Source organism: Vibrio sp. 10N.286.48.C11, assembly GCF_041469805.1.
Taxonomy (GTDB): Bacteria; Pseudomonadota; Gammaproteobacteria; order Enterobacterales; family Vibrionaceae; genus Vibrio; species Vibrio crassostreae_C.
In genome coordinates, this window is sequence record NZ_JBFRLK010000005.1 from 14,424 (window position 1) to 33,621 (window position 19,198).

Below are 19,198 nucleotides of genomic sequence, written 5' to 3' on the forward strand. Positions count from 1 at the left end.
CAATAGCTAAAAGAATATGTAATTTTCCCTAGAGGAACGGTGACCATGCAGGCGCTCTTACGCGTCCGTTAGTTGCCGGTAATCTAGCTTTAAAACGTCCATCGATAGAAACCATCGATAGTACATTTGTTTTGTTGTAAATAGAGCTATAGATAACCATACCTCCATTCGGTGCAATACTTGGAGACTCATCTAACAATGTTTTTGTTAGTACCTGAACCGCACCGGTTTCCAAATCTTGCTTAGCCAAGTTAAAACCTGAGTTGCTGCGATTCACCATGATCATGAATCGACCATCAGGAGTGATCTGGCCACCTAAGTTTTGGCTACCTTGCCAAGTAATACGAGAAGTCGAATTATTGGACAAATTTACATTATAAATCTGTGGTTTACCACCACGATCCGATGTGAAAATAAGAGACTTGCCATCTGGGTGCCAGAATGGTTCAGTATTATTCGAACGGCCGCGGGTAATTTGAGTCAGCTTACGGCTAGCAAGGTCAAGTGTGTACACCTGAAGGCTGCCCGTTTTCGACAATACCAATGCCAATGTTTTACCATCTGGCGAGAATCTTGGCGCACCATTGTGACGAGGGTATGACGTCACTTTCTCACGTTCACCCGTGTAAATATTCATGATGAATATTTCAGCTTGGCCATTCTGGAAGCTCACATAAGCTAGCTTTTTGCCGTCTGGTGACCATGCTGGAGACATGAGAGGCTGCTTAGAACGAAGTACTAAACGCTCGTTAAAGCCATCGTAGTCAGCAACACGAAGTTGATACGGGTACTTGTCTTTATCGTTCACTACCACGTAAGAGATACGAGTTAAGAACGCGCCTTTCTCACCAGTTAGCTCTTCATACACTAGGTCTGAGATACGGTGTGCGTACTCTCTCAAGCGATTACCAGGAACCGTAGCCTTCTTATTGAATAGAACGTGATCTTTAGAAAGCACTAATTGGCCTTCATCACTCAGCGCACGACTTTGTCCTTTGGTCAGTTGACCACGAACAATGTCGATCAATTGGTAATTCACCACATACTGCCCTTCGGCATTTTTAGTGATACTACCGGTAAGCAATGAGTCAACACCTAGGTTAGTCCAAGCATCAAAGTTAACCTCAGTTTCGCTGTAAGGCGTTTGAGGCATTTTGCTTGTCGCAACTGGGCTGAATTTACCACTGCGCTGTAAGTCAGAAGCGATAACCGCTGATACATCGTGTGGCAATGGCTCTGAGCCTTCCCAACGGAAAGGTACAATAGCTATAGGTCTTGCAGAGTTAATACCGTCTGTAATAACCAGCTCCAGCGCTGCATGTGCAAACTGGCTGCTTGTAGCTATTAAGAAAACAAAACTCAGTAATAGTTTCTTTAACACAAGTTCGTCCTTTTACTCTGGTGATACAGTTAAGTTAATGTCTTTCAGTGAGTTCACAATGTCTGGGTCTTTAGGCAACGGGTAAGATTGTACTTGTGCCACCGCACGCTTGGTTGCTGCACATAAACGGCTATCGCCATCTAAGATACTCAAACTACCCAATATCGCGTTAGAGCCCGTTGGAATCAGCTTAAGGTTCACTCGACATGAGCGTCCTCGATAGCTGTCTTCTAACAACAGGTTCTGTTGAATCAGTTGGGTATAGATAGCCCCGTAACGTTGCGCTTCATCAGTGATAAATTGTTGTCTTGCTGAAGAGTTTTGAGTCGCTTCCGTTTCAAGCCCAGCAAAGATATCGTTCAATGCGGCTTCTTGTTGTTTACGCTCTTTTTCTGCTTTTGCTGCAGCTTCTTTTGCCTTACGGGCTTTCTCTGCTGCGGCTGCCGCTTCTTTCTCTTTCGCTATGCGTTGCTTTTCCGCGAGTTCAGCGGCTTCTTTCTCTTTACGAGCTTTGTCTGCTGCCTCTTTCGCTGCTTTTTCTTTTGCCACGCGTTCTTGTTCAGCTTTTGCGATTGCCGCTTCTTTGGCTTTACGCTCGTTCTCGGCTTTCACTAACGCAGCTTCTTTTAGCTTACGGTCAGCTTCGGCTTTAGCGGCTTTCTTTTGCTCTTGCTTTAAACGAGCCTCTTCAGCTTTGCGTTGTTTCTCTTTCTCAACTCGACGCTTTTCAGCTTCACGAGTTGCTTTAGCTTCTTTCGCTTGCTGTTCTTTTAGCTTGCGAATATTTTCTTCTTCAGCTTTACGATTCTTTTCAAGTCGTTCGCTTTCACGTCTTAGTTTGTCAAGACGCTCTTGCTCTTTCTTGCTTGCCGCTTCTCTTTGTTGACGAATCTGTTGAGCTTGCTGGCGAACCAACTGAGGATCAATCACCACTGCTTGAACCATCTGCCCTGTAGGCTTTGGCTCTGACATCGTGAAATCCGCCCCCCAAATGAGCGCAACGAATAAAATGACGTGCAGCCCAAGAGAAATAAGAAGCGGTGATCTGAAATTATTGGATTTTTTATTATTCGCTTTCATGAATGCTACGGAGCTATTCCCTTATATCCGTTAAAAGGCCAACCTTTGGCACACCTGCACGGCTTAATTCATCAAGTAATAAAACCACTTCAGCGTATGGCGTTGCGGCATCACCACCAACCGCCACTGGAGAGTTTGGCTTCAGAGACAACTCGGCTTTCACACGGACGATAATATCTTCCATTGATAAGCCACGCTGTACTTCTTCGTCATTAACGCTCAAGCCAAGTTCACCGTCTTTGTTCACTTCAACGATGATGAAACTTGCATTGTCGTCACCCAGTAGGTCTTGTGCCGATTTAGCCGTTGAAGCCTGAGGCAATTCAACGTCAACGCCTTGAGTAACAAACGGCGAAGTCACCATAAAAATGATCAGCAAAACAAGCATAACGTCGATGTAAGGTACAACGTTAATCTCTGCTGTCATTTTGCGTTTTTTAGGTTGGTATCCAGCCATCTATTATTCCCTGCCAGCCATCGCTTGACGGTGAAGAATACTGTGAAACTCTTCAGAGAAAGTCGCGTAGTTGTGTTCTAGCTTGCCTACTCGGCTGCTGAAGCGGTTGTACGCCATTACCGCTGGAATCGCAGCGAATAGACCCATTGCTGTTGCGATCAGTGCTTCTGCAATACCAGGAGCAACCATTGCGAGCGTCGCTTGCTTCACTTCACCTAATGCGATGAATGAGTGCATGATGCCCCAAACCGTACCAAATAGGCCGATGTATGGGCTGATAGAGCCAACGGTCGCCAAGAAAGGTAAGTTAGTTTCTAGTTCATCAACCTCACGAGCAACGGCAACGCGCATCGCACGGCCAGTGCCTTCCATAATGAAGTCAGGTGATGTTGCATTCGATTTACGAAGGCGAGCGAACTCAGTAAAGCCTGCGTAGAAAATTTCTTCAGTACCAGAAAGCTCGTCTTTGCGTTTGTTGCTCTCTTGGTACAGTTTTGCAAGATCAACGCCTGACCAAAATTTGTCTTCAAACACTTCTGTTTGTTTAGAAGCTTGAGATAACACTTTACTTCTTTTTATGATCATCGCCCAAGAAACAACAGACATGCCCATAAGAGTCAGCATGACCATCTTAACTAGTAAACTAGCTTCTAAAATTAGGCCTAAGATTGAGATTTCAGCAGTCACTATTCGTTAGCTCCGTGAGAATAAATGTTGGCATTGCTTTGGGTTTCATTTTTTGATTATCGATACATGCTACCTTAACCATTGCTTTACACAATGCCTTGCCATCAGGATTTACGATCTCTTGACAGAAGACCAAGGTAGCTCGCTTCAACTCGTAAATATTTGTAATGACTTGTAAAGAATCATCAAGACGCGCGCCTTGAATAAAATCAATGTCCATATGTCGGACTACAAAACCGATGTTTTGTTCTAACAATACTTGCTGAGAAACGCCAATTGAGCGCAACATCTCAGTTCGAGCGCGTTCGAAAAACTTAAGATAGTTTGAATGGTATACAACGCCACCCGCATCGGTGTCTTCGTAATACACAGTCACTGGCCACGTAAATAGCTTAGATAATCCCTGCAATTTGCTACCACAATCCAAAACGATAAAGATCTCACTATAACCTAACTCCTTATCATTAATAGTATATCGCTGTGAATTTTTTGATTTGAGAGACGAAAAAAAAGGCCATCTGTATAAGATGACCTCTTTTTGGCTAAAAACCCAACAAGTATAAAGGCTCACGTTGTTATGAACCTAAATCCTTTGCCTTTTATAGAAGGCGCAGCACCGTTAGGTAGAGCAAAATTGTGAGTGAAACATATGGGCTAAACAGTAGCTGCCACATCCAAGCTCTTGGCTTAAATCCGATACCGTAAACCATGCTTGAGCATACTGCCCAAATAAACATTGGTCCGATGATCGCGTTAAAGCCACCGATGCTTGTCGCATACGCTTCAGGATCCCACATCACTAAACCCACATGCATGAAACCCAATACTAGGGCTAAGGCTCTAAGCAGAGTCTTATCCATTGGTTGATGCAGCTTAGCGATTTGCTCTGCGAGATTACTCACTGTCTTTGTCCATCATTTCTGAATGCTCTAGCCATAGAGCATTGATGATGCCGAATGCACATGCTAGAAGTACACCCAAAATCCATGCGAAATACCACATAAAATTTCTCCTAAGTTATTTAACTTCTAGCTTAGTAAGCTGAAACGTCGTTATCTTCGATGTGTTTCTTATCTAGACGACCGAACATTTTGTAGTATGTCCAAGTTGTGTAGCCAAGAATCACAGGAACCATTACCGCCGCAACGACAGTCATAAGACCAAGCGTTAGCTCACTCGCTGTTGAATCCCACATAGTCAAGCTTTGGTTAGGGTTCAGGCTTGATGGCATTACGAATGGGAACATTGCAAAACCAGCCGTTAGAATAACACCAGCGTTCGATAGGCTTGAGAACAAGAATGCGAAACCACCACGCTCAAAGCGAGATGCAATCACAGCAAGCAGTGGCATTGCTACACCAAGGATCGGCGCAGCCCACATTGCTGGATAAGTTTCGAAGTTTGTCATCCAAGCACCCACTTGAAGTGATACTTCTTTGTTTAGTGGGTTTGAGTCAGCAAACGTATCGATAGTGCTCGTAATTACATAGCCTTCGATAGATTGAACCCAGAAACCACCAATAACGAATAGAGCAATAGCAATTAGGCCAGTTATCTGAGCAACGTTACGAGCACGAGCGTGCAGCGCTTCTGTTGTCTTCATTTGAAGCCATGTTGCACCTTGCATCACGAACAACATCAGAGCCAACACACCACAAAGCAATGCAAATGGGTTAAGCAGAGCGAAGAACGTACCATGGTACTTAGACATCATAAATTCGTTCAGTTCAAATGGAACACCTTGTAGTAGGTTACCAAATGCCACACCGAAAATGATTGGTGGTACTGCGCCACTAAAGCAAAGTGCGTAGTCCCAAGTTTTGCGCCATTTTGGATCTTCGATCTTTGAACGGTAGTCAAGAGCAAGTGGACGTAACCAAAGTGCAGCTAGCGTTACGTACATTGCGAAGTAAAAACCAGAGAAAGACGTCGCGTAAACCAGTGGCCATGCAGCAAACAATGCACCACCCGCAGTGATAAGCCAAACTTGGTTACCATCCCAGTGAGGGGCAATCGTGTTTAGCATAATACGACGTTCAGTGTCGCTCTTACCGATAACAGGTGACAGAGCGGCAACACCCATATCAAAGCCATCAGTTACGGCGAAACCAACCAGTAGAACACCGATCAATACCCACCAAATAAGTCGTAAGCTTTCGTAATCAAACATAATATTCCCTCACTTATACTTCAACTGAACGGCTAACTTTGTCTTCAACAGAGTTATCGTTTTGTTCGAAGTGGTAACGGCCTGTCTTCAAGCTACTTGGACCTTTACGTGCGAATTTCAGCATTAGGTAAACTTCAGCAATCAAGAACACTGTGTAAAGTGCCAGGATAGCGAATAGAGAAGTCCAAAGCTGTTCAATAGTCAGTGCTGATGCAGCAACGTTAACCGGTAGGATTTCACCAACCGCCCATGGTTGACGACCAAACTCAGCAACGAACCAACCTGCTTCAATCGCAATCCAAGGAAGTGGGATTGAGAATAGCGCAGCTTTAAGTACCCATGGTTTCTGTTCGATTTTCTGACGACACGTTTGAACAAACGCAGCACCGAATACAAACAGCATGATGAAGCCACAAGCAACCATCAGACGGAATGACCAGAATAGAGGCCAAACTGTTGGGATAGAATCATCCGCAGCCATTTGGATTTGGTCTTCAGTTGCATCAACAACGTCGTCTGTGTAGCGCTTAAGAAGCAAGCCGTAACCTAGGTCACCTTTCACTTCGTCGAACGCAGCCATGTTTTCTTCAGACTTATCGCCTGCACGTAGCTTTTCAAGCAGCTCGTACGCGTACATACCAGTACGGATACGATCAACGTGGTCATCACGTAGGTCACGTAGGCCCGTTACTTCAGTATCAAGCGAACGCGTTGCGATGATACCCATTACGTAAGGAATTTTAATTGCGTAGTCAGTATTCATTGTCTCTTGGTTCGGAATACCAAAAACAGTAAATGCTGCTGGTGCTTCTTCAGTGTGCCATTCCGCTTCTACAGCAGCGAGCTTCACTTTTTGAACTTCACCAAGCTCGTAACCAGATTCATCACCTAGTACGATTACTGACAAGATCGCCGCCATACCGAAAGACGCTGCAATCGCGAAAGAACGACGAGCAAAGGCAAGGTCACGACCTTTAAGAATGTAGTATGAGCTGATACCAAGGATGAACATTGCACCCGTTGTGTAACCAGACGCTACTGTGTGTACGAATTTAACTTGTGCTACTGGGTTTAGTACAACTTCAGCGAAGCTCACCATTTCCATACGCATAGTTTCAAAGTTAAATTCCGCACCCACTGGGTTTTGCATCCAGCCGTTTGCTACCAAGATCCAAAGCGCAGAGAAGTTAGAGCCAAGTGCTACTAACCAAGTTACCGCTAAGTGCTGACGCTTTGACAGTCTGTCCCAACCGAAGAAGAATAGGCCAACAAAAGTAGACTCTAGGAAGAATGCAACAAGCGCTTCGATAGCTAGCGGAGCACCAAAAATGTCGCCAACATAGTGAGAATAGTAAGACCAGTTAGTACCAAACTGGAACTCCATGGTTAAGCCTGTCGCTACACCAAGAGCAAAGTTAATACCAAACAATTTACCCCAGAACTTGGTCATGTCCTTGTAAATTTGCTTGCCAGTCATTACATAAACTGACTCCATAATGGCAAGTAGAAATGCCATACCTAAAGTCAGTGGAACAAATAGGAAGTGATACATCGCTGTAAATGCAAACTGCAATCGCGACAGATCAACAACATCAATCATGGTAACTCCTTTGTGTCGGCTGAATGACACTTGTGTGATTATTCACCGCAAAAATCCATGTTAAAACAATTTATGTAATTGTTATTACAAGTTGAAATTTGTAGCAAAAACGTACCGTTATAGTTAGATTATTGTTAAGCATGAGCTAATATAGCTGGCGCTAATATTACTGGTAAAATCAGTATGTTTCAAAAGGTTTATGGGAGAACCCTGCGTTGATTTGTATCAAATTTATTCGAGCAAATTAGAGTTATTTTTGTACAATTATGATTAAAATCACACCAATTATGCTTGTCTTAATAACAGCGCATGATATATGTGACAAATGCTCAGCACCGCCTCAACATCCGAATTACAACTACCTATAAAGTATTAACAAAAAATATGACAACTTATTTCATTTCCTGTTATCTAAATCAAACCTGAAATCAAAGTTTCCATTTTTGAAGCTCCCTTTTCGATCTTTTTATCGACTCGCTCAAAGAGTTGTTATTCAGTAAAAAGCAAAAAAACCCAGCGCTTATGCAACTGGGATCTTTAAAAATGAATAATTTAACGATTGGAGGGTTTATCTATTCCAAAGTGTAAATACGCTCTGTCGGTCGCGATTCGACCTCTTGGCGTCCTTTGTAGGTAACCTTGTTGAATCAAGTAAGGTTCTAACACATCTTCAATAGTGTCTCTCTCTTCACCAATCGCGGCAGCCATGTTGTCGATACCTACCGGACCACCACCAAACTTCTCCATAATCGCCAGCAGAAGCTTTCTATCCATGTAGTCGAAACCTTTAGCATCGACATCCAACATGTTTAGCGCTTTGTCAGCAACCTCCGGACAAATATGCCCGTCGCCTTTTACTTCCGCATAATCACGAACACGGCGCAGTAGACGGTTAGCAATACGTGGCGTACCACGAGCTCGGCGAGCAACTTCTAGCGCCCCTTCGGACTCCATAGAAAGACCAAGGCAATCTGCACTGCGCTGAACGATGTTTTGTAGATCTTCAACCTTGTAGTACTCAAGACGCTGAGTAATACCAAAACGGTCACGTAACGGCGATGTCAGTGAGCCAGCACGAGTGGTTGCGCCAATCAAAGTAAAAGGAGGAAGGTCAATCTTGATAGAGCGTGCCGCTGGGCCTTCACCAATCATGATATCTAATTGGTAGTCTTCCATTGCAGGGTACAACACCTCTTCAACCACAGGGCTTAAACGGTGAATCTCATCAATGAACAGGACATCATTTTCTTCGAGATTGGTCAGTAACGCCGCTAGGTCGCCTGCTTTTTCTAGAACAGGGCCTGAAGTCGTACGAATGTTGACATCCATCTCATTGGCAACAATGTTCGCCAACGTGGTTTTACCCAAGCCTGGAGGGCCAAATATCAACAGATGGTCGAGCGCCTCGTTACGCAGTTGTGCCGCTTTGATGAAAATCTCCATCTGGCCACAAACGTGATCCTGACCTTGATAGTCAGCCAGTGCTTTAGGGCGTATTGCACGATCAATGACATCTTCATCTTTGAATACTGGGTTATCCGGTGCAATAAGGCGATCGGCTTCAATCATAAATTCTGCTATTCCTAACTATGCTCTTGTTGACTCTGCGCTTCTTGACTCTGTGTAAAGGCAAAGTGAATGAGTCTATTTTGTCGAACAAGTATATTGGGTATTAAACCATCGATTTCAGAGCTTCGCGAATCAACTGTTCGCTGGTCATGCCATCTTTAGCCACTTGAGAAACCACCTTGGAAGCTTGAGTCGGCTTGTAGCCTAATGCAAGTAGCGCACTTACCGCTTCTTCTTCCGCGTCGTGAACGGTTGGCATAGAATCAATCGGAGCTGCATCTGTCGCTGGAGTAAACAAGTCACCCGCGCCCCACCCTTTCAGGCGGTCTTTCATTTCAACAACCAGACGTTCAGCGGTTTTCTTACCCACACCCGGAAGTTTAACCAGCGTCGAGATGTCTTCACGTTCAACACTTTGAACAAACTGGCTAGCCGTCATGCCTGAAAGAATGCCAAGGCCTAGCTTAGGGCCCACACCGTTCGCTTTGATCACTTCACGGAACAGCGCACGCTCTTTAACCGTGTTAAAACCATAAAGTAGCTGCGCATCTTCACGTACAACAAAGTGCGTGTAGATGATTGCCTCTTCGCCCACGTTTGGTAATTCGTAAAAACAGCTCATTGGCATTTGAACTTCATAGCCAACGCCACTCACTTCGATTAGTAATTCTGGTGGCTGTTTTTCTATTAATGTACCGCGTAGACGTCCGATCACAATTCACTCTCTTGATGGAATATAATTTGAGGGACAGAATATAAAAGAACTGGATGCTTATCCAGTTCTTTGTGTTTATTAGGATGATTTATTTAAGCTTGCTTAGCTTAAGAAACCGAATGATTCTGTCTTCAGAAACGCCATAGCCTATGGTTATCGGTAACGCCCTTTTCTTGCGCCTGTTGCTTTACCCGCAAGCGCTATCAAAGTTTTATTGGTGTTGGCGTGAGTGATCGCTACGCCTAGAGCATCGGCAGCATCGGCCTGTGGTTTAGCGGGTAACTTAAGCATGCTCATCACCATGTTCTGAACCATCGACTTATCTGCACCACCATTGCCTGTCACCGCTTGTTTGATTAGACGAGCCGCATATTCATGAACGGGGAGATCAGCATTTACCGCTGCCACTATCGCACTGCCACGCGCTTGTCCCAGCTTAAGTGCAGAATCCGCATTCTTCGCCATGAAGACCTGTTCTATCGCAAACACATCCGGTTGAAACTGAGTGATGATTTCGCTCACACCGGCGTAGATTTGTTTGAGTCGGCCCGGCAGTTCTTTTTCAGAGGTGCGAATACAACCGCTACCTAAGTAATATAGATGGCGACCATTTTGACGAATCACGCCATAACCGGTAATACGCGAGCCAGGGTCAATTCCTAAGATAATAGACATAACTTCAATACTGATTATTTATACATGCTTTATGAGCTTAGTATATCGAACGCAAAAAAAAATGCCCGTCAAATTAACGGGCATTCTCTAATTTACTGGCAAGTCTTGGCTAATTAATTGAGAGCTCTCTATCAACTAGGATCTCTTCATCAACAAGAAAAGATAACAGGCTTACGCTTGCTCTTTTTTCTCTGCCAATTTAACTGCGATTGCTAGCTCTTCCAGTGATGCTGGGTTCGCTAGGCTTGGCGCGTCTGTCAGTAGACATGCTGCAGCTGTTGTTTTCGGAAATGCGATAACGTCACGGATGTTCTCAGTACCACAAAGCAGCATTGCTAGACGGTCAAGACCGAATGCTAGACCAGCGTGCGGTGGCGTGCCGTACTTAAGCGCTTCAAGTAGGAAGCCGAACTTCTCTTGTTGCTCTTGTGCTTCGATACCTAGGATACCAAATACCGCTGTTTGCATTTCTGCGTTGTGGATACGTACAGAACCGCCGCCTACTTCGTAGCCGTTGATTACCATGTCGTATGCATCAGAATTTGCTGCTGCTGGGTTCGCTTTTAGCTCTTCCGCGTTCACACCTAGTGGTGATGTGAATGGGTGGTGCATTGCGTGTAGGTTACCTTCGCCGTCTTCTTCGAACATTGGGAAGTCAACAACCCACAGTGGAGCCCATGCAGATGTGTCTGTTAGCTCTAGATCCGTACCTAGTTTAAGACGAAGTGCGCCCATTGCTTCAGCAACGATGCCCGCTTTGTCTGCGCCGAACAGAATGATATCGCCAGATTCAGCTTGAGTACGATCTAGAATACCGTTGATTACGTCTTCGCTTAGGAATTTAGCAACTGGAGATTGAATACCTTCCATGCCTGCAGCACGGTCGTTAACCTTCATCCAAGCTAGGCCTTTCGCGCCGTAGATGTTTACGTGTTCAGCGTAGCCGTCGATTTGCTTACGAGTTAGCTTAGCACCACCTGGAACACGGATAACTGCTACGCGACCTTTTTCGTCGTTAGCTGGGCCAGAGAATACCTTGAATTCAACATCTTTAACCAAGTCAGCAACGTCCACTAGCTCTAGTGGGTTACGTAGATCTGGCTTATCAGAACCGAAACGACGAATCGCTTCAGAGAAAGGCATTACTGGGAATTGACCTAGTTCAACATCTAGAAGTTCTTTCCACATATCGTGAACAAGCTTCTCAGTCACGTTACGTACTTCTTGAGAAGTCATGAAAGATGTTTCGATATCGATTTGAGTAAATTCAGGCTGACGGTCAGCACGTAAATCTTCATCACGGAAACATTTAACGATTTGGTAGTAACGGTCAAAACCAGACATCATCAGCAGTTGCTTGAAAAGCTGAGGAGATTGAGGAAGTGCGTAGAAGCTACCTTTGTGAACACGGCTTGGTACTAGGTAGTCACGAGCACCTTCTGGTGTCGCTTTCGTTAGTACTGGCGTTTCGATGTCTAGGAATAAGTTCTCATCTAGGAAACGACGAACGAAGCTAGAAGCACGTGCACGAAGCTTAATACGGTCGCTCATTTCTGGACGACGAAGATCGATGTAACGGTACTTAAGACGCTGCTCTTCAGAGTTCGTTTGGTTGAAGTCTAGTGGAAGCGCTTCTGAACGGTTAATGATCTCTAGACCCGTCGCGTAAAGTTCTACTTCACCAGTAGCCATGTCTTTATTTACTTGGCTGTCCGGACGAACTCGTACTTCACCAGTAAACTTGATACAGAATTCATTACGCAGTTGGTTAGCGATCGGGAAGATATCTTTCATATCTGGATCGACAACAACCTGAACGATGCCTTCACGATCACGCATATCAATAAAGATAAGACCGCCTAAATCACGGCGACGGTTTACCCAGCCGCACAATTCTACAGTTTGTCCCGCCAGGGACTTGTTCAGGTTACCACAGTAATGGGTACGCATAATGAATTTCCCAATCTCTTAATTATTTACTAATTTCCAAGCTGTCAGTGGTCATTCCACACAACAGAGCAAAGGAACATTTATACGCGGAAACTCGCTTAAAATCGACCTTCCACATTCGAATTTATTGTGTTTTATCTGGCTTTGCTGCTTTTTAGCCCATCAAGTGCGCAAAGATTCATCAAAACCGAAAAAATTGCGATAATTATATCTCGAAAGTACCTTAATCAGCAAAACTCTCGTAAAGTAGATTTTAGTTTCAACCCAAAAACTTTTTGTAATGACTGATGGCGTGATGGATAACGGTGTAATAGATGGATAATCGTGTAATAACAACAGAAACTTTACCTCTAAGACTTGGATTAACTATGTGGTCTCATTCTGAGTGGCAAAGTCAGTTCTACGGTAAAGGCACCAAGCCTGCCGAACGCTTGGAAAAATACACCCAAGTTTTCCATACCGTTGAGGGCAACACCACCTTTTACGCTACGCCAAGTATGTCTACCGTTCACAATTGGAAAGCCGCCAGTCACGATGATTTCAAGTTCACCTTCAAATTGCCCAAATTCATCACCCACCAGCAACAACTGAGACACTGCCAAGCCGAACTCAAAGAGTTCTTGATGACGATGTCGCCACTGCATGACCGTATTGGTCAATGGACGATTCAGCTGCCGCACAGTTTTGAGCCCAGCATGCTGCCTGCCCTACAAAAGTTTTGCACCTTATTCCCAAAAGATATGCAGCTTGGCGTCGAAGTTCGACACTTAGGTTTCTTTGATAAGGGCGATGCGGAAAAACGCTTCAACCAATGGCTGGTTGAGGAAGGCATCAATCGCATCATTATGGACAGCCGCCCCGTTTTCTCTGCGCCACCCACCACAGAAGCGGTGATCGATGCGCATCAGAAAAAACCGCGTGTTCCTGTTCATGCAATTGCTACCGCCAATAACCCGATGATTCGATTTATTGGTCACCCAGACCAAGAACCTAATATTGAGTTTTTTAAGCCTTGGTTTGCCAAAATCCCAAACTGGCTTAATGAAGGCAAGCAGCCCTATTTAATGATCCACACCCCAGACAATAACCACGCACCTGAACTTGCGATTGCTATTTATAAGAGGCTACAAAAGCAAGTCTCTGAAAATACATCATTATTACTGCCCGAACTGGCTCAGTTTCCAGCTCAAAAAGGCAATCACCAAATCTCGATGTTTTAACCTCTCACTTGTAAGTAGCTTCGAACCTTGAGCTAAATCTCAGTTTTCGTGACAGTGGCGTTTTTTTTACGTAAAATACGCCCCCTTTTATTTGGTACGAATTTTGTGCCAATTACGCTGACTGTCGAGAGAAAATGCTATGAGCAACACAGACAATATCTTTTCCGCTCCTATTGATAAAATTGGAGACTTCACCTTTGATGCAAGGGTTGCTGAAGTATTTCCGGATATGATTCAACGTTCGGTGCCTGGCTATAGCAATATCATCTCTGCAATCGGCATGCTGGCTGAGCGCTTTGTAAAGCCACACTCAAATATTTACGACCTTGGCTGCTCGCTTGGTGCTGCGACACTTTCTATGCGTCGTCACATTCAGCAAGAAGGCTGCACGATTTTCGCGATCGATAATTCAGAAGCCATGGTTGAGCGCTGCAAATTGCACGTTAATGCTTACCGCAGTGACACACCGGTAGAAGTGATTGAAGCCGACATCCGTGAAGTGGAAATCAAAGACGCTTCTGTTGTGGTGCTTAACTTTACGCTGCAATTTCTTTCTCCAGACGATCGATACGCTCTGCTTGAGAAAATTCATGCTGGCTTGCGCCCAGGCGGGATCTTAATCCTGTCAGAAAAATACGTATTCGAAGATGAAAGCTCAAATGAACTGCTTATCGACCTGCACCATGATTTCAAACGTGCTAACGGGTACAGCGAGCTAGAAGTAAGTCAGAAACGTAGCGCAATTGAAAACGTGATGCGCCCGGATTCGATCCCTGTTCACAGAGAGCGATTTGATAAGATTGGCTTCTCAAGCAGCGAAGTCTGGTTCCAATGTTTCAACTTTGGTTCAATGTTCGCGATAAAGTAAACATTTTAGATTACGTAACCGTCGCGACACCGTTAGCACGTACTAAAATGTCATCCTCAAGAGCGAGGAACAAACGAATTGGGGATCTCTTATCAAACACGATAAACGAGATTCCCTAGCATGTTTGTCCACACTCTTAATGGAGTGACAAATTTAATTTCTACACCACCAACTCAGTGAAAACCTATGTTTAATTTTGCCAATTTTTATCAACTTATTGCCCAAGATACTCGCCTTCAGCCGTGGCTAAATGTCCTGCCACAGCAACTGACCGATTGGCAAAATGCAGAGCACGGTGACTTTGACCGCTGGCTACGTGCACTAAACAAGATTCCACAAGACGTGCCAGATCAAGTTGACCTGAAAAATTCAGTGACGATTGGTAGTTCTACGCCATACCACACAGGCGAACTGAAAAAGCTAGAAAGCTTATTGAAGACTTTCCACCCGTGGAGAAAAGGTCCTTATACGGTTCACGACATCCATATCGATACAGAGTGGCGCAGTGACTGGAAATGGGATCGTGTGCTTCCACATATATCTCCATTAAAAAACCGTTCGGTTCTCGATGTAGGTTGTGGCAATGGTTACCACATGTGGCGCATGCTGGGTGAAGGTGCTCGCTTAACGGTTGGTATCGATCCTTCCCACCTATTCTTGGTTCAGTTTGAAGCAATTCGTAAGTTGATGGGCGATGACCAACGAGCTCACCTATTACCTCTAGGTATTGAGCAGCTCCCAAAGCTAGAAGCCTACGACACGGTATTCAGCATGGGCGTGCTTTACCATCGTCGTTCACCACTGGACCACTTGATTCAACTGAAAGACCAATTGGTGTCTGGCGGTGAACTGGTTCTTGAAACCTTGGTAATTGAAGGCGATGAGAACGCAGTATTAGTTCCGGTTGACCGTTACGCGCAAATGAGAAACGTCTACTTCTTCCCTTCAGCTCGCGCACTGAAACGCTGGCTAGAACAAGTTGGTTTTGAAGACGTACGAATCGTTGACGAAAATGTCACGACAATTGGTGAACAACGCACCACAGAATGGATGACACACAACTCTCTTCCAGATTACCTCGATCCGAACGATCCAAGTAAAACGGTTGAAGGTCACCCTGCACCGAGACGTGCGATTCTGGTAGCAACAAAGCCATAGATTTACTGCCCACAAAGCAGTGGCATATTGAGTAAATAAAGCACAAGCCTATTAAGGCAGCAAAACAATTGCTTGCATGGTCAAAAAGCCACTGTTAATTTCGCGGTGAACCTTGCTTCCTTAGCTTAAGAATTGAACAAAAATTGACTTGTGTTTAATAAGTGAGCTATTCCAAATAGCAATAATTGGCGTAGCGCTCACATTGCGATTCAATATGACCAGACTCTTACAATAGGATGCTTCACGCATCCTTTTTTGTGGGCTAAACTTCTAAATAGTCTGAACTATTCTCTAATTCTCAAAGGTTTTTTTATGTTTAAGCGATTATCGCCTATTGTGGCGGTTGGTTTGCTCTCTGGTTGTACTCTTACAAATGGTGCTACCTACCACCAAGAAACTCTCGACGCTATTTCCCGCTCAGAGACAAACATCGCAAATAAGGTTCAAAATCTTGAACTGCAACTAAGCAATCAAAGTGACTATATTGAAAGCTTAGAAGACGAAATTACTACCCTTTCTAGTCAATTAGATACCCATCTAACGAGCATGGAACACAAGGTTATTGAAAAGCTAGAGGAAGGGGAACCGGTCGCTATTGCCGTTGCTCCTATCGCTCCTATATCACAACCGACTATCCTTGGCGGCATCGAAAAAGTGTTTATCGACTCTATCAAGCAAAGCTTTGATGCTCGTGTTGATACAGGTGCAACCACCTCTTCTTTAAACGCTGTCGATATCAAAGAATTCGAACGTAACGGCAAGAACTGGGTTAAATTTCACCTAGACGACAAAGCCCAAGCTAAAGAAGACCAGAAATGGATTGAAGCGCCTGTTGTACGTTATGTAAAAATCCGTCAATCAACCAATGATCAAGCAGAACGTCGAGCTGTGATCGAATTATGGGTGAAAGTTGGAAAAATCCATGAAAAAGCGCAATTTACATTGGCGGATCGCTCTCAAATGAGTCACCCTGTGTTACTAGGGCGCGAATTTATCAAAGACATAGCGCTAGTAGATGTAAGTAAAAAGTACGTACAAACGGAAGTTAAATAACAATAGTAGGGTAAGCTATGACGTCAAGAATTCCATTTTATATCTCTATATTCCTGCTTATTGTGGCAGGTATAACACTGAGTATGTTCAGACATACGACCTACGGTGTACCTTGGACTCCAGGGGAAACCAGACAGGTTTGGGACGTTGAAGCTCGCATCGAGTTCAACGCAGTAGGCAAAGAAGCAAAAGTTTCCTTAGCGGCTCCTCATACTCAGTCTAACTACACACTTATCGGCGAATCGGCTTCATCGCCGGGTTACGGCATCTCTTACTTGAACACAGAATCAGGTCGCCGTGCAGAGTGGTCTATTCGCCATGCTGATGGCCCTCAAACTATCTACTATAAGACTCAATTCCTAGTCGATAACCAAGCGAAAGTTGATGCTATACCACCAGAAGGCGAAATCACACAACCAAGCTTTGATGGTCCTGAAGAAGCTGCTGCGTTGGCATTGATTGACAGAGCAACTAAACGCTCAGCAGACAACATCACTTTCACTCGCGAACTTATCAAAACGCTTAATGACCCAGACAGCCAAAACTCAGCGCTGATTCTGAATAACATGAGCAAAGTTGAAGCGACACATAAGCTACTTTCAGCAGCAAACATCCACAATAAAGTCGTTGGCGTTATCGAGCTAGAAGATGGACGTCGTCGTCAATCTATTCAGCAAATGAACCAGATCTGGGATCACGACCAATGGGTTCTATTCTCTCCAGAATCAAGTGAACAACAAGTTCAGCCAAACCTGCTTATTTGGGATGAATCAAACGTTTCTCTACTGGATGTGGTTGGCGGTCAGAACAGTAAAGTTCACTTCTCTATGATTGCGCAGGAGGTTACTCCTACTGAAGCAACTAATAGCAAAGTCTCTGCTGATCAACTGTTAAACCTTTCAATTCACAGCCTACCGCTAGAAGAGCAAGCGATGTTCAAAACCATCATGCTGATTCCTATCGGTGCTCTGATTGTTGTATTCCTGCGTGTCATCATTGGTTTAAAAACGTCTGGTACCTTCATGCCAGTACTGATTGCAGTAGCCTTTGTACAAACACAATTGGTAACGGGCATTGTCGGCTTCCTACTGATTGTTGGTACGGGTCTTATTATTCGAAGCTACTTGTCCAAACTTAATTTGCTACTGGTCGCCAGGATATCCGCCGTAATCATCACGGTAATCATGATTATCTCTGTGTTTACTGTAGTCGCATTTAAAGTGGGTCTAACAGAAGGTCTGTCTATTACGTTCTTCCCAATGATTATCCTATCTTGGACTATCGAACGTATGTCTATCCTATGGGAAGAAGAAGGCGCGAAAGAAGTAATGCTACAAGGTGGTGGTTCTCTATTCACTGCGGTTCTTGTTTACTTAGGCATGACTAACCCGTTCATTCAGCACTTAACGTTTAACTTTATTGGTTTACAGCTTGTTATTCTAGCGACCATTTTGCTACTAGGTAACTACACAGGCTACCGTCTAACAGAGCTTCGTCGCTTTAAACCGCTAGCGGAGGACTAAGTTATGTTTGATCAATTTACTTCACCGTTTAAGTTGAAAGACAAAGGCATAATGGGAATGAACAAGCGTAACCATAGTTATATTGGTCGCTACAATGATCGTTCCAAGTATCCACTCGTTGATGACAAGCTTAAGACTAAGATCATTGCTGAACAGGCTGGCGCTACTGTGCCAAAACTAATTGGCGTTATTGGTCATCAAGCTGAAGTAAAAACAATCCACAAGATGGTAAAAGAGTGGCCGGGTTTCGTAATCAAGCCGGCTCAAGGTAGTGGTGGTAAAGGTATCCTTGTTGTGATCTCTCACAAGGACGGCGTTTACACCAAGCCATCGGGTTCGACTATCAATGAAGAAGACGTAGAGCGCCACATCAGTAACGCTCTCGCGGGTCTTTTCTCACTCGGTGGTAAGAACGATGTTGCTGTAGTTGAAAACCTCATCAAGTTTGACGAGTGTTTTGACGGCTTCAGTTACGAGGGTGTACCAGATGTACGAATCATTGTATTCAAGGGCTACCCTGTAATGGCGATGATGCGTCTATCGACTTCGGCTTCTGATGGTAAAGCTAACTTGCACCAAGGTGCTGTGGGCGTAGGTATTTGTATCGCTACGGGTAAAGCCGTTCGTGCGGTTCAATTTGACCACCCAGTGACTCACCACCCAGATACGGGTAAAGAGTTGGCGCTACTACAAGTACCCCATTGGGAAAAGCTGCTGACACTTGCATCAAGTGCTTGGGAAATGACAGGCCTTGGTTACATGGGTACGGACATGGTTTTAGACCAAGAAGAAGGCCCGATGGTACTGGAGCTAAACGCTCGCCCTGGATTAGCAATACAGATTGCAAACGGCGCAGGTTTATTACCTCGCTTGCATCATATTGAAAACCTGGGCACACCAGCTGAATACCCAAAACCAGCAGAGCGCGTTGCCTACGCTGCTAAGCAATTTGGTGTTCACGGTAGCGAAATTGTTCAAAACTAAGCTCATCTAAATTAAAGCGAAACGACTCAGTTATTGATACTGAATCTAGCTCGATAAAAAGGCCGCATAACTCTGAGAGTTACGCGGCTTTTTAATGCCAGCCGTCTT

General features: G+C 44.5%; 19 protein-coding genes. 6 read left to right on the top strand and 13 right to left on the bottom strand.

Going from position 1 to position 19,198, the window contains the following annotated elements; all coding sequences use genetic code 11:
- Nucleotides 1-28: 28 nt before the first annotated feature.
- From tolB to aspS, 13 genes are all read right to left on the bottom strand, one after another.
- Nucleotides 29-1,381, bottom strand: a complete 1,353-nt coding sequence (tolB, locus tag AB4209_RS01535; RefSeq protein WP_017062070.1) for a Tol-Pal system beta propeller repeat protein TolB — start codon at nucleotides 1,379-1,381, stop codon at nucleotides 29-31.
- Between the two features lie 12 nt (nucleotides 1,382-1,393).
- The gene (tolA, locus tag AB4209_RS01540) at nucleotides 1,394-2,461 is read right to left on the bottom strand and encodes a cell envelope integrity protein TolA (protein WP_372054608.1); all 1,068 of its coding nucleotides are present in this window, start codon (nucleotides 2,459-2,461) and stop codon (nucleotides 1,394-1,396) included.
- A gap of 13 nt (nucleotides 2,462-2,474) precedes the next feature.
- Nucleotides 2,475-2,918: a protein TolR gene (tolR, locus tag AB4209_RS01545; RefSeq protein ID WP_017062072.1), complete on the bottom strand. Its 444-nt coding sequence runs from the start codon at nucleotides 2,916-2,918 to the stop codon at nucleotides 2,475-2,477.
- Nucleotides 2,919-2,921: 3 nt separating this feature from the next.
- Complete coding sequence (gene tolQ, locus AB4209_RS01550; protein WP_017062073.1) at nucleotides 2,922-3,605, bottom strand: protein TolQ; 684 nt, start codon at nucleotides 3,603-3,605, stop codon at nucleotides 2,922-2,924.
- The gene (gene ybgC, locus AB4209_RS01555; protein ID WP_017062074.1) at nucleotides 3,595-4,032 is read right to left on the bottom strand and encodes a tol-pal system-associated acyl-CoA thioesterase; all 438 of its coding nucleotides are present in this window, start codon (nucleotides 4,030-4,032) and stop codon (nucleotides 3,595-3,597) included. Before ybgC ends, tolQ begins: the two co-directional genes overlap by 11 nt.
- Before the next feature lie 172 nt (nucleotides 4,033-4,204).
- Complete coding sequence (gene ybgE / locus AB4209_RS01560) at nucleotides 4,205-4,507, bottom strand: cyd operon protein YbgE (RefSeq protein WP_017062075.1); 303 nt, start codon at nucleotides 4,505-4,507, stop codon at nucleotides 4,205-4,207.
- Nucleotides 4,500-4,607, bottom strand: coding sequence for a cytochrome bd-I oxidase subunit CydX (gene cydX / locus AB4209_RS01565; RefSeq protein WP_000270284.1), 108 nt, complete (start codon nucleotides 4,605-4,607; stop codon nucleotides 4,500-4,502). Before cydX ends, ybgE begins: the two co-directional genes overlap by 8 nt.
- Nucleotides 4,608-4,638: 31 nt before the next feature.
- Complete coding sequence (gene cydB / locus AB4209_RS01570; protein WP_017062076.1) at nucleotides 4,639-5,775, bottom strand: cytochrome d ubiquinol oxidase subunit II; 1,137 nt, start codon at nucleotides 5,773-5,775, stop codon at nucleotides 4,639-4,641.
- Between the two features lie 13 nt (nucleotides 5,776-5,788).
- Nucleotides 5,789-7,375: a cytochrome ubiquinol oxidase subunit I gene (gene cydA / locus AB4209_RS01575; RefSeq protein ID WP_017062077.1), complete on the bottom strand. Its 1,587-nt coding sequence runs from the start codon at nucleotides 7,373-7,375 to the stop codon at nucleotides 5,789-5,791.
- Between the two features lie 552 nt (nucleotides 7,376-7,927).
- The gene (gene ruvB / locus AB4209_RS01580) at nucleotides 7,928-8,944 is read right to left on the bottom strand and encodes a Holliday junction branch migration DNA helicase RuvB (RefSeq protein ID WP_372054610.1); all 1,017 of its coding nucleotides are present in this window, start codon (nucleotides 8,942-8,944) and stop codon (nucleotides 7,928-7,930) included.
- Between the two features lie 103 nt (nucleotides 8,945-9,047).
- Nucleotides 9,048-9,659, bottom strand: coding sequence for a Holliday junction branch migration protein RuvA (ruvA, locus tag AB4209_RS01585; protein WP_017062079.1), 612 nt, complete (start codon nucleotides 9,657-9,659; stop codon nucleotides 9,048-9,050).
- Between the two features lie 153 nt (nucleotides 9,660-9,812).
- A complete protein-coding gene (ruvC, locus tag AB4209_RS01590; protein WP_008219936.1) occupies nucleotides 9,813-10,334 on the bottom strand; it encodes a crossover junction endodeoxyribonuclease RuvC in 522 nt (173 codons plus the stop codon).
- A 171-nt stretch (nucleotides 10,335-10,505) separates the two neighbouring features.
- On the bottom strand, nucleotides 10,506-12,284 hold the full coding sequence (aspS, locus tag AB4209_RS01595) for an aspartate--tRNA ligase (protein WP_017062081.1): 1,779 nt from the start codon (nucleotides 12,282-12,284) through the stop codon (nucleotides 10,506-10,508).
- Between the two features lie 314 nt (nucleotides 12,285-12,598).
- Here aspS and AB4209_RS01600 point away from each other — a divergent pair, with 314 nt between their 5' ends.
- From AB4209_RS01600 to AB4209_RS01625, 6 genes are all read left to right on the top strand, one after another.
- On the top strand, nucleotides 12,599-13,504 hold the full coding sequence (locus AB4209_RS01600) for a DUF72 domain-containing protein (RefSeq protein WP_029235140.1): 906 nt from the start codon (nucleotides 12,599-12,601) through the stop codon (nucleotides 13,502-13,504).
- Between the two features lie 139 nt (nucleotides 13,505-13,643).
- Entirely contained in the window at nucleotides 13,644-14,372 is a 729-nt protein-coding gene (cmoA, locus tag AB4209_RS01605) for a carboxy-S-adenosyl-L-methionine synthase CmoA (RefSeq protein WP_017062083.1), read from the top strand.
- Nucleotides 14,373-14,558: 186 nt separating this feature from the next.
- Nucleotides 14,559-15,530 (top strand): tRNA 5-methoxyuridine(34)/uridine 5-oxyacetic acid(34) synthase CmoB, encoded by a 972-nt coding sequence (cmoB, locus tag AB4209_RS01610; RefSeq protein WP_017062084.1) that lies wholly within the window; start codon nucleotides 14,559-14,561, stop codon nucleotides 15,528-15,530.
- 312 nt (nucleotides 15,531-15,842) lie between these two features.
- Nucleotides 15,843-16,583 carry an ATP-dependent zinc protease gene (locus AB4209_RS01615; protein WP_372054612.1) on the top strand — a complete coding sequence of 247 codons (741 nt, stop codon included), beginning with the start codon at nucleotides 15,843-15,845 and terminating at the stop codon, nucleotides 16,581-16,583.
- 17 nt (nucleotides 16,584-16,600) lie between these two features.
- Nucleotides 16,601-18,106 (top strand): inactive transglutaminase family protein, encoded by a 1,506-nt coding sequence (locus AB4209_RS01620; RefSeq protein ID WP_372054614.1) that lies wholly within the window; start codon nucleotides 16,601-16,603, stop codon nucleotides 18,104-18,106.
- Between the two features lie 3 nt (nucleotides 18,107-18,109).
- Complete coding sequence (locus AB4209_RS01625; protein WP_372054616.1) at nucleotides 18,110-19,090, top strand: alpha-L-glutamate ligase-like protein; 981 nt, start codon at nucleotides 18,110-18,112, stop codon at nucleotides 19,088-19,090.
- Nucleotides 19,091-19,198: the final 108 nt, after the last annotated feature.

Bases quoted from the DNA above. Each gene is read 5' to 3' on its own strand.
- cydX (WP_000270284.1), bottom strand. From the start codon at position 4,607: ATGTGGTATTTCGCATGGATTTTGGGTGTACTTCTAGCATGTGCATTC.
- AB4209_RS01620 (WP_372054614.1), top strand. From the start codon at position 16,601: ATGACGTCAAGAATTCCATTTTATATCTCTATATTCCTGCTTATTGTG.
- cmoB (WP_017062084.1), top strand. From the start codon at position 14,559: ATGTTTAATTTTGCCAATTTTTATCAACTTATTGCCCAAGATACTCGC.
- cydA (WP_017062077.1), bottom strand. From the start codon at position 7,375: ATGATTGATGTTGTTGATCTGTCGCGATTGCAGTTTGCATTTACAGCG.
- tolR (WP_017062072.1), bottom strand. From the start codon at position 2,918: ATGGCTGGATACCAACCTAAAAAACGCAAAATGACAGCAGAGATTAAC.
- ruvB (WP_372054610.1), bottom strand. From the start codon at position 8,944: ATGATTGAAGCCGATCGCCTTATTGCACCGGATAACCCAGTATTCAAA.
- AB4209_RS01615 (WP_372054612.1), top strand. From the start codon at position 15,843: ATGTTTAAGCGATTATCGCCTATTGTGGCGGTTGGTTTGCTCTCTGGT.
- cydB (WP_017062076.1), bottom strand. From the start codon at position 5,775: ATGTTTGATTACGAAAGCTTACGACTTATTTGGTGGGTATTGATCGGT.
- ruvC (WP_008219936.1), bottom strand. From the start codon at position 10,334: ATGTCTATTATCTTAGGAATTGACCCTGGCTCGCGTATTACCGGTTAT.
- cmoA (WP_017062083.1), top strand. From the start codon at position 13,644: ATGAGCAACACAGACAATATCTTTTCCGCTCCTATTGATAAAATTGGA.
- aspS (WP_017062081.1), bottom strand. From the start codon at position 12,284: ATGCGTACCCATTACTGTGGTAACCTGAACAAGTCCCTGGCGGGACAA.
- AB4209_RS01625 (WP_372054616.1), top strand. From the start codon at position 18,110: ATGTTTGATCAATTTACTTCACCGTTTAAGTTGAAAGACAAAGGCATA.
- tolA (WP_372054608.1), bottom strand. From the start codon at position 2,461: ATGAAAGCGAATAATAAAAAATCCAATAATTTCAGATCACCGCTTCTT.
- AB4209_RS01600 (WP_029235140.1), top strand. From the start codon at position 12,599: ATGGATAATCGTGTAATAACAACAGAAACTTTACCTCTAAGACTTGGA.